Source organism: Cytobacillus firmus NBRC 15306 (assembly GCF_001591465.1).
Lineage (GTDB): Bacteria > Bacillota > Bacilli > Bacillales > Cytobacillaceae > Cytobacillus > Cytobacillus firmus.
Genome location: NZ_BCUY01000108.1, coordinates 1 through 10251, shown reverse-complemented (window position 1 = coordinate 10251; position 10251 = coordinate 1). Strand labels below are relative to the sequence as shown.

10 protein-coding genes and 1 tRNA gene are annotated in these 10251 nt (G+C 41.5%); 1 reads left to right on the top strand and 10 read right to left on the bottom strand.

The genetic code is table 11. The features are described 5' to 3' along the window. From BFI01S_RS19535 to sigW, 8 genes are all read right to left on the bottom strand, one after another. Window positions 1-607 (bottom strand): MFS transporter (locus BFI01S_RS19535; RefSeq protein WP_156478356.1); only part of this gene is annotated, 607 nt, incomplete at its 3' end. Window positions 608-1488: 881 nt separating this feature from the next. Further along, window positions 1489-3291, bottom strand: coding sequence for a glutamine--fructose-6-phosphate transaminase (isomerizing) (glmS, locus tag BFI01S_RS19530; RefSeq protein ID WP_061794091.1), 1803 nt, complete (start codon window positions 3289-3291; stop codon window positions 1489-1491). Between the two features lie 95 nt (window positions 3292-3386). Then, complete coding sequence (locus tag BFI01S_RS24440) at window positions 3387-3512, bottom strand: hypothetical protein (RefSeq protein ID WP_258752018.1); 126 nt, start codon at window positions 3510-3512, stop codon at window positions 3387-3389. A gap of 258 nt (window positions 3513-3770) precedes the next feature. Further along, complete coding sequence (glmM, locus tag BFI01S_RS19525) at window positions 3771-5120, bottom strand: phosphoglucosamine mutase (protein WP_035331918.1); 1350 nt, start codon at window positions 5118-5120, stop codon at window positions 3771-3773. 34 nt (window positions 5121-5154) lie between these two features. After that, a complete protein-coding gene (locus BFI01S_RS19520) occupies window positions 5155-6474 on the bottom strand; it encodes a CdaR family protein (protein WP_061794090.1) in 1320 nt (439 codons plus the stop codon). Continuing rightward, window positions 6467-7294, bottom strand: a complete 828-nt coding sequence (cdaA, locus tag BFI01S_RS19515; RefSeq protein ID WP_061794089.1) for a diadenylate cyclase CdaA — start codon at window positions 7292-7294, stop codon at window positions 6467-6469. The genes BFI01S_RS19520 and cdaA overlap by 8 nt, the downstream gene beginning before the upstream one ends. Before the next feature lie 186 nt (window positions 7295-7480). Continuing rightward, window positions 7481-8116, bottom strand: coding sequence for an anti-sigma factor family protein (locus BFI01S_RS19510; RefSeq protein ID WP_061794088.1), 636 nt, complete (start codon window positions 8114-8116; stop codon window positions 7481-7483). A 17-nt stretch (window positions 8117-8133) separates the two neighbouring features. Beyond that, the gene (gene sigW / locus BFI01S_RS19505) at window positions 8134-8697 is read right to left on the bottom strand and encodes an RNA polymerase sigma factor SigW (RefSeq protein WP_061794087.1); all 564 of its coding nucleotides are present in this window, start codon (window positions 8695-8697) and stop codon (window positions 8134-8136) included. A gap of 175 nt (window positions 8698-8872) precedes the next feature. Between sigW and BFI01S_RS24435 the strand changes: the two genes are divergently transcribed. Next, entirely contained in the window at window positions 8873-9031 is a 159-nt protein-coding gene (locus BFI01S_RS24435) for an aspartyl-phosphate phosphatase Spo0E family protein (protein ID WP_082138940.1), read from the top strand. 41 nt (window positions 9032-9072) lie between these two features. Here BFI01S_RS24435 and rocF read toward each other — a convergent pair whose 3' ends face one another. Further along, on the bottom strand, window positions 9073-9978 hold the full coding sequence (gene rocF, locus BFI01S_RS19500; protein ID WP_061794086.1) for an arginase: 906 nt from the start codon (window positions 9976-9978) through the stop codon (window positions 9073-9075). 193 nt (window positions 9979-10171) lie between these two features. Then, a tRNA-Ala gene (locus BFI01S_RS19495) sits at window positions 10172-10247 on the bottom strand. Between the last annotated feature and the right edge of the window lie 4 nt (window positions 10248-10251).

Below are 10251 nucleotides of genomic sequence, written 5' to 3'. Positions count from 1 at the left end.
CTATGCGAGTGATTATTCCTTCTTGTGATTCGACTTTTGAAGACATATTAGCTTTTACCAATGATAAAGAGAGTATGGATATTATAATTAAGCAAATTGTAATGAAAAGAGTATTTTGTTTGCCAAGAAAAGCTAAAAGTACCCCTCCAAAGGTCCAACCAGCAAATAAAAATGTTTGGTCCACGCTTGATATAAGGCTATTAGCTTTCACTCTGTGACTTCTTGAAACAATAGACTTAACTATTGATGATTTTACAGGAGAAAAAAATCCATTAAAAAATGATATAAACCCTAACAAAATAAAGATGATAATTATGTTTATCGTATTGATTACTTGAAGAAACAATTCAAATAATACAAAAAGAAGTATCAATTGGCTCATCTGAGAATACATTAGCAATTTGGGTGGTTTAAATTTATCTGAAATTATAGGTAGGAATATAGTGCTTATCATCCGAGAAACAACACTAACCAATGTAACCGTTGCAGCTAATGTCGTAGAACCAGTCTTATCAAATAGGTGTAAAACAACGACCATTGTATATAATGCAAAGCCAAGGTTAGTTGTAGTCTGACTGACTAACAAAGCAAAGAAAGAGCGATTCACGTCAGTCCTCCATTTTCATAAATTTCCAATACGCAGAAATTATACCACATTGTGCAAAATTAGGAGTTGGAATATTACAACATTAATAAACCTGCTCATTTATTCAACTATCCTAAGCCATTAATTAAAGTACATTCATTTACAATTTTTATCTTAACATAAATATCCATTTGGTTTAAAAAAATAATATCCTTCTTTTCTAGTTCCTAATTTTATTTAAAAAAAGACCCAATCCTGAATTTGGATTGAGTCTTAATTGACCGTTTTCTTACATATTGGTTGATTGACAATTTCCAAGTCAGTTCCCGACTTTTTTGTACGGTTCCCAACATTTTTGTTCAGTTCCCGACTTTTTTGTTCAGTTCCCGACTTTTTTGTCTTTCAACAACTCGTGTAGTTGCAAAAAAGAAGTGTTCCCTCCCCCCTTCTCACAAACCCTTGCCACTCCTGCCTTTCCTCCATTTTTCCATTTTCTGTAGGCAAATCGTTTGTTCCCTAACTCGCCCTCTTTTTCTCCTATTTTATGTAAGAATCATAAAAAATCAGTAAAATTAGTCGTTCCCTGAAATCCAGCATTTCCCCTTTCTTTTCCTGTTCTTTCTCCTGCTTTTTCTCCTGCCTTTTTTCTCTCTTTTCCTCTTGCTTTTTATCTCGAAATCGTTGATTTATCGGGCTTTTTCTTCTATTTTCCTTCTTGCTTTATCAGGCTTTTTTCTGGCTTTTTCTCAGCTTTTGGACATAAAAAAAACGAGGAAAACTGGAGGAAATACTCCAATTTTCACTCGTTTTAGGGAACAATTTATTTGACCAAGGGAACAGTTTATTTGCCTTGGGGAAAACTTCATTTTGCTATAACAACTCGTTTCAGGGGGAATATTTCCTTACTCCACAGTAACCGACTTAGCCAGGTTACGCGGCTTATCTACGTCACACTCGCGGTGCAGCGCAGCAAAGTAAGAGATTAATTGTAAAGGTATTACAGAGATAAGAGGTGTTAATAGCTCGTTCACTTCCGGAATGATAAAGCTGTCTTCTTCTGTTTCCAGCCCTTTCATGGAAATGATGCAAGGGTTTGCTCCGCGGGCAACAACCTCTTTGACGTTGCCGCGAATGCCTAAGTTAACACTTTCTTGAGTTGCCAGGGCAATGATTGGCGTACCGTTCTCGATTAAAGCAATGGTTCCGTGCTTTAATTCTCCGCCTGCAAAACCTTCAGCTTGAATATATGAGATTTCTTTCAATTTAAGTGCACCTTCAAGGCCGACATAGAAGTCGATTCCACGGCCAATGAAGAACGCATTGCGAGTAGTGGAAAGGAATTTGCGTGCAATGTCTTCGAACTCTTCCTTCGCATCACAAAGAACTTCCATGGCATTTGCAACGATGCCGAGCTCCTGTACAAGGTTAAAGTCCAGCTCCAATCCCCGGCTCTTCCCAGTTACTTCTGCAAGAATGGATAATACAGCAATCTGGGCTGTATATGCCTTTGTAGAAGCAACGGCAATTTCAGGGCCAGCATGAAGCAATAATGTGTAATCCGCTTCACGGGATAGAGTTGAACCTGGAACGTTTGTAATCGTTAACGCCTTATGGCCCATTTCCTTAATATTCACAAGCACGGCACGGCTGTCTGCTGTTTCACCGCTCTGAGAGATAAAGATAAATAGCGGCTTCTCTGAAAGCAATGGCATATTGTAGCCAAACTCACTTGAAATGTGAACTTCAACTGGAATTTTTGCGATTTTTTCAATAAACTGCTTTCCAACAAGTCCTGCATGATAAGAAGTACCTGCAGCAATGATATAAATGCGGTCAGCATCGTTCATTGCGTCAACGATTTCCTGATCGATCGTCAGCTCGTCATTATCATTTTGATACTTCTGGATGATTTTGCGCATCACTAAAGGCTGCTCATCGATTTCTTTCAGCATGTAGTGTGGGTATGTTCCCTTTTCAATATCGCTTTCATCCAATTCAGCTGTATATGGATCGCGGCTGACAGCCTCACCATTCAGTGTCTGAATCTGAACAGCATCTTTTGTGACAATAACGATTTCTTTGTCCATCAATTCAACATACTGATCTGTAACCTGCAGCATCGCCATTGCGTCAGAAGCGACTACATTGAAAGTTTCACCAAGTCCAACCAGAAGCGGGCTCTTGTTTTTTGCAACAAAAATCGTTTCATCGTTTTCGGCATCCAAAAGAGCAATTGCATAAGAGCCTTTTAAAAGTGTCAGCGTTTTACGGAACGCTTCTTCAGTGCTTAATCCCTCGCTCACGAATAAGTCAATCAGCTGAACGATGATTTCTGTATCTGTATCACTTTGAAGAGCTACTCCCTGCAAGTATTCGCGCTTTAAAATGTCATAGTTCTCAATAACGCCATTATGAACAAGCGTAAAACGGCCGGAATTGCTTTGATGAGGGTGGGCATTGACTGTGCTCGGAACACCGTGAGTCGCCCAGCGGGTGTGTCCAATTCCTGTGTTTGCCATTACATCTTCATCAACAATATTGCGAAGGTCCGCAATACGGCCTTTTTCCTTGAAAACCTGAACGCCATTATCATTCATAACTGCGATTCCAGCAGAATCATATCCTCTATATTCAAGCTTTTCCAAGCCCTTTAATAAAATTTCTTTTGAATCTAAACTTCCGATATATCCAACGATTCCACACATACTTCTTTTCCTCCTAATAATGAAGGGGCAAGAAGCCTTTTCGGGGCAGTCCTGCCCCTTATCTCTGTTTTTTTATATACGCCGCTCTGGGGGCATTACAGCCTCTTAGAAGAGCGTTTCTTAATTTTAGCATTCCCTTCTCTTTGTCCATTCAGTTGCCTGAATGTTTTAAAGAAGAAATCATCGGTTGTGCTTTCAACCGGGAGGCATCCGCCGAACATTCGATAAACCTCCTCCTCGTCAACTAATCCTTACGTCCAGGATCAGTTCAGGCGCTTTAAATTATTATTCTCTCTCACTATCCACCTTTCTCTTCTTGAATAAAGATGTCCTGTATTCTTAAATACAAAAACAGGACTATCATACATCAAAGTCAGACTTCCGTCAACAAATATCCATATATAAAAATGGAAGCTGCCATATATAAAAATATGCATAAGGGAGCTTAGGAGTTCCCTTATGCATATGAATTGTGCTTTTTACTCTTTTAATCCCATTTCACTCTCAACAACAGCAGCAATGCGCTCTACATATGAAGCACATAGTTCACCTGTTGGCGCTTCTGCCATGACGCGGACCAGCGGCTCTGTTCCGGAAGGACGGACAAGAATGCGGCCGTTTCCGTTCATTTCTTCTTCAACCTGTGCAATGACTTCTTTCACTTTTTCATTGTCTGTCACATGGTGCTTGTCTGTTACACGGATATTCACAAGCTTCTGCGGGAATTTCTTCATTTCGTTTGCAAGTTCAGATAATGGCTTTTTAGTTACCTTCATAATGTTCACAAGCTGAAGCCCCGTCAAAAGTCCATCTCCCGTTGTGATGTAGTCCAGGAAAATAATATGACCTGACTGTTCTCCGCCAAGGTTGTAGCCATTCTTCTTCATTTCTTCCACAACATAGCGGTCGCCTACAGCTGTCTGCACACTTTCGACTCCGTTGGCTTCCAGCCCTTTATAGAAGCCAAGATTGCTCATGACAGTAGAAACGACTGTGTTCTGCTTAAGTCTTCCCTGTTCTTTCATGTATTTTCCGCAGATATACATGATTTGGTCGCCGTCCACAATATCGCCATTTTCATCAATGGCAATCAAACGGTCTCCGTCTCCATCAAATGCCAGACCAACATCTGCTTCTCTTTCCTTTACAAAGGCAGATAGTGCCTCAGGATGAGTAGATCCGACTCCTGCATTGATATTTAAACCATTAGGAGATGCGCCCATCATGGAAAGATCTGCATCAAGGTCAGCGAATAGGTGCGTGGCAAGCGGCGAAGTAGCTCCATGCGCACAATCAAGCGCAATGTGAATGCCGGAGAAATCTTCATCAACTGTCTGCTTTAAGTATTGAAGATATTTCTGTCCGCCTTCAAAGTAATCATTTACCTGCCCAAGGCTGCCTCCGACCGGTCTTGGAAGCTGATCTTCTGCCATATCCATTAATTCCTCAATTTCCGCTTCCTGATCATCAGACAGCTTAAACCCATCCGGGCCAAAGAACTTGATTCCGTTATCTTCAACCGGATTATGAGAGGCAGAAATCATGACTCCAGCCTCTGCCCCCAATGCTTTTGTTAAATAAGCGACACCAGGCGTCGAAATGACTCCAAGGCGCATAACTTCTGCTCCAATTGATAATAGCCCTGCTACAAGTGCGCCTTCCAGCATATGGCCTGAAATACGGGTATCCCGGCCGATTAATACCTTCGGACGATCATGGTCTTTTGTTAATACATAACCCCCAAAGCGGCCCAGCTTAAAGGCCAGCTCCGGTGTCAATTCACTATTTGCAACTCCGCGTACTCCATCTGTACCGAAATATTTACCCATTTTATAATCGCTCCTTCTAACTTTAAAAACTATATTAAGCTTCTTCTTTTTGTGTAATCGTTATGGTCGCTTTACCTGCAGCAGGCTTTATATCCACCCCTGAAGGGCCGTCTATATTGATTGGGACCTCATGGTCACCTTCTCCAAGGTCTGCCAGGCTCAAATACAGATTAAAATCGTCCGTTTTGAGATCCTGAACTCTGCTGCTTTTCCCGGTAACCGTAATACTTGTCCTTCCGGAAGCTGGATTTTTAAGGACCGCTTCATATTCTTCGGATAAGCCGGCTAAGTTAATGGGAAGGCTTGAAAAGGTCTTGGTTACCTCTTGATCCTGTGCCTGTGTTTCTTCGGCAGGCTCCTCTGTAATTTCCTCTTCTTCTTCTTTGCCTGCATTCTCTTTAGTGCTGACGTCAACGGACACCTTCACTGTTTTAGGATCCACTGCTGAAATGCCATCCGGAATAATAACAGGCAGGGTGAGCACAGTATCTTCCTCAATCTTGCTCACATCTACCTCTACCCTGACGCTTTCCGTCTCATTCAATATATCTTCCCGGCCCGTTATAGAAGCCTCATTAACATCAAGTTTAATCGAATTAATGGTTACCCCATCTTGAGGATCCCCGTTCCGGACGATCGTAACAGGCACCGTCTTGCTTAACTGCTTAACCGGAACTGTTACGCGAATCACCTGAGGCTCCACAATGACATCAAGCTTATTCAACTCACGGTCCAATACCCTGACTGTTGCATCATCAGCTATTGTCTCGGTTATAGGGCCCTTCACATCCAGAGTTGCTTTGACAAAACTGATCCGCTCGATCACTTCTTTTGCCCCCGTGATTTTAACCGTCTTTGGTTCTGCAGATGCCGCTTCAGCCGTATAGCCCTCACCAAGAAGGCTATTATTAAATTCTGCATCCACTTTAAATTCCTGTGTGACTTTTTCGTGGACGGTCACATCTGCATATTGAGGGTTAATGGTCACATCCAGTTTATCTGAGATATCACGGATCTTAATTTCTACTCTTTGCGAGCCAATTTCTGCATTCGTCAAATCTACATATACTTCAAAGTTCTGCTGTTTTTTCGCTGACTCAAGGTGGCTTTTTGGGCCCTCCAGACTCAAGTCAACTGTGTCCGGCGTACCGGTTACGACCAGGTTTTCCGTATCATAATAGCTTTTCACTGGAACATCTTCAATAATGGCTGAATCCTGCTGACCAGGAACATTTATTTCCTTTAATTCCTTATCTGCATCATACACAGAGTCAAAAAGAAAAAGGGCAAGAATCAAGGCAACAATTTTCATAAACCAGCGGGTGTCTACCATTTTATCAATTAACTTATCCATTCTTTTTCCCCCTCCAGTTCCAAAGACCTGAAGAAGTCTGCTTTATTTTCTGCTGAGCAAGTAATTCACTTGAAAGCATATCTTTAAAAGCCTCAGCTTTTAAGTCACGGTGCAGCTCCCCGTTTTTGGTTAAGGAAACACTTCCTGTTTCCTCTGAAACGATAATGGTTATGCTGTCAGTTACTTCACTTATGCCTAAAGCTGCCCTATGTCTGGTGCCGAGTTCTTTTGAGATGAAAGGACTTTCTGACAGAGGCAGATAACAGGCAGCTGCCGCCACACAATTTTTTTGAATAATAACAGCTCCATCATGCAGCGGTGTATTTGGTATAAATATATTAATCAGGAGCTCAGATGAAATTTTGGAATCCAGCCCAATACCGGTTTCAATATAATCGTTCAAACCTGTTTCCCGCTCAACTGAAATAAGCGCGCCAATGCGCCGTTTAGCCATATAATCTACGGCCTTCGCAATAGATTCGACCAGTTTCTCCTGATTTTCTTCCTCCTGATTAGCCGTCCTTGAGAAGAATCTTCCTCTTCCCAATTGCTCCAGTGCTCTTCGCAGCTCCGGCTGGAAAATGATTATGATGGCCAGAAATCCCCATAAAAGCACTTGCTCCATCATCCACCCTAATGTTTGCAGATGGAACTTGTCGCTTGCTACTTTAACCAGGATAATGACAAAAATCCCCTTCAGCAATTGGACAGCCTTTGTTCCTTTAACAATCATTATGAGTTTATAGATGACGTACCAGACAAGGAGAATGTCTATTGTATTAGCCAACAATTTCAAAATAGAGAAATCCGCAAACGACATTATCCTTCCTCCAAATATATATTTCAAAAGCAAAAATGCCTAATGTTCCTTTATGTAACTTTCATATTATATCATATTCATCGCTAATTCCAATTTTGAAACAGCATATGCCATCTGGAAAATTCAGCATTGTCATTTACATACTAAGAATCCCTGCTTTATAGCAGGGATTCTCTTTATTATTGACTACTTTTCTTTGTCTGTTTCTCCGGTTTCAAAGACATATACAGCATCCTTAGCTGCCGTTTTGATGTGATACCACAGCCATTCGAATATGGCATCAACCTCTTCGATTTCTCCAGTGACATTGCCGGCCGAAGCCATATACTGCTGGCCATTGATGACCGTAACATTCCCCTCGATCTCGCCCTGAATTTCCAAGTCGCCGTTCTTAACCACTACATCCCCTTTTACCACTTCACCTTCAGGTACAATCACCTTATCGTTTTGCACCACAAGGTTCGGCTGCTTAGAAACGGATAATTGGTGATCCTGATCCCAGGAAGATGCGACGCTTCCCATCATCAGAACAAGAAAGAGTGACGCCGCCGTTAAAAGCGGATGATGCCTGAACCAGCGCTGAACCCCGACTTTCCGCTTTTCCTTTGGCAATCTCGCCATAACCTTTGCCGTGAAATTTTCAGGTGCCTGTATATGTGAAGTGCTTTGGACTAAAGCGATCGTTTTCTTTAATTCATGGAAATGAGTTTGACACTCCCCGCAGTTTTGCAGATGTGCCCTTAATTCCTTCTCATGTTCGGCTGAGATCTCTTCATCTAGGTACTCGTGCATATAAACAACCATTTCTGCTGGACATTTCAAAGTTCTCACCCTCTTTATTAAACATATCTTAATTGATTTCTAAGAGCTTCCCGGCCCCGGTGAATCCGGGTCTTTACGGTTCCCAATGGAAGATCGAGTGTTTCACTGATCTCGTTCAGCGATAACTCTTCAATATATTTTAAAACAATAACCGAACGATATTTCTCAGGAAGCTTCGATATTTCTCTTTGGATTGTTTCCTGCAGTTCCAGGCTTTCTACATCATCCTCCGGCAGCCTCGCATCTGAAGCGATTTGAGAATACATGTTCAGTCCATCTGTTCCGGCGACCTCTGCATCCAGATAATAATCAGGCTTCTTTTTTCTGATTCTGTCTATACAAAGGTTAGTGGCAATCCGATAGAGCCATGTGGAAAACTTCAAGTCAATATTAAAGCTGGCAATATTTACATAAGCTCTTAAGAAGGCCTCTTGAGCGATATCCTCCGCCTCATGCCTGTTTCCCAGCATTCTGTAGCAAATCTGAAAAACTTTATCTTTGTAAATTTCAACAACTTCAGCATAGGCATCCTGGTCGCCTTTTAATACTTGCTTTATCCTCTTCTTTACAATTGTCTCCATTTTTTTACCTCCGCTCCAGTGCGGCTAATCGATAATACGAATCGATAGCGGAAAAGGTTTCGTTTTAATTAAAAAAACATTCAATTTCTATATTAGCAAATTTTTACTTATTCTGGTTTAATTTTTTTCTTTTAGGGTATAAAAGTACTAAATTTATCGAAAAGGGTTGGTTACGGTGTGTGTTAAGGAATTATTGAGAGATATTGAGGATTGCCGGACAAGAATGATTCAATTAGCAGCTTCCGGATCTTTTACAGATCACATGGTAGTTGATACCAGCATAAAACTCGATGAACTTCTAAATAAATATTATACACTCACAGCAAAAAAATGAGCAGAACTTGTCTATGTTCTGCTCATTTTTATTTTCCTTTATTATAGAAGCTTCTCGCCAAATAGTGAACCCATAAGCGCAACTGCTACAGTAGCTGTTTTGTTCTTGTCATCCAAAATGGGATTAACCTCTACAAATTCAGCCGATGTAATGATTTGTGCTTCTGCAAGCATCTCCATGGCCAAGTGGCTTTCACGGTAGCTGATACCGCCAATAACCGGAGTTCCAACACCCGGTGCATCATGAGGATCCAGCCCATCTAAATCAAGAGACAGATGAACACCATCTGCATTTCTTTCTTTTAAATATGTAATAGACTCTTCCATAACCTTTGTCATTCCAAGTCGGTCAATTTCATGCATGGTGTACACTTTAATGCCTTTTTCCTTAATAAGCTCCCGTTCTCCTTCATCCAATGACCTTGCCCCAATAATGACAATATTCTCGGGCTTAACCTTTGGACCATATCCCCCAACATTGGTTAAAAGCGGATGGCCCATACCCAGGCTTACAGCAAGCGGCATGCCATGTATGTTTCCTGAAGGTGATGTCTCAGCTGTATTTAAATCACCATGGGCATCATACCAGATTACACCAAGATTCGTATAGTGCTTTGATACCCCTGCCAATGTTCCAATCGCGATGCTATGGTCGCCGCCGAGCACTAATGGAAAAGAACCGCCTTTTATTGCGTGATCAACTTTTTCTGCAAGCATCTCTGTTTTTTCAGCAATAAGGTGCAAGTTTCGAAGATTTGAATTTGGATCGATTTGGACCTCCGGGCGGCCGATAGCAATATCGCCCTGATCATGGATTTCTTCAAATAAACATTTTAAACGTTCATTCACTCCGGCATACCGAATCGCACTTGGCCCCATATCCACACCGCGTCTCATCTGGCCAAGATCCATCGGCATCCCAATTATCGATAATTTCTGTCTATTCATAATACATGTCCTCCCTTTCCCTTCATATCTATATTTTAACCGCTTTCAAACACATGACTCAACTCGACAAAATCGTGTATATATATGCGGGTTTAGGGGAAGGAAGTCCTAATTTTTCAGATGCTGATTTGATATTTATGAAACAAAAAATCCTTAAACCGCACTGGTTTAAGGATTGACGTATTATGTATATTGGTGGAGCCTAGCGGGATCGAACCGCTGACCTCCTGCGTGCAAAGCAGGCGCTCTCCCAGCTGAGCTAAGGCCCCATTT

Excerpts from the sequence above, each read along its gene's own strand:
- glmS (WP_061794091.1), bottom strand. The coding sequence starts at position 3,291 with ATGTGTGGAATCGTTGGATATATCGGAAGTTTAGATTCAAAAGAAATT.
- BFI01S_RS24440 (WP_258752018.1), bottom strand. The coding sequence starts at position 3,512 with ATGTTCGGCGGATGCCTCCCGGTTGAAAGCACAACCGATGATTTCTTC.
- glmM (WP_035331918.1), bottom strand. The coding sequence starts at position 5,120 with ATGGGTAAATATTTCGGTACAGATGGAGTACGCGGAGTTGCAAATAGT.
- BFI01S_RS19520 (WP_061794090.1), bottom strand. The coding sequence starts at position 6,474 with ATGGATAAGTTAATTGATAAAATGGTAGACACCCGCTGGTTTATGAAA.
- cdaA (WP_061794089.1), bottom strand. The coding sequence starts at position 7,294 with ATGTCGTTTGCGGATTTCTCTATTTTGAAATTGTTGGCTAATACAATA.
- sigW (WP_061794087.1), bottom strand. The coding sequence starts at position 8,697 with ATGGAGACAATTGTAAAGAAGAGGATAAAGCAAGTATTAAAAGGCGAC.
- rocF (WP_061794086.1), bottom strand. The coding sequence starts at position 9,978 with ATGAATAGACAGAAATTATCGATAATTGGGATGCCGATGGATCTTGGC.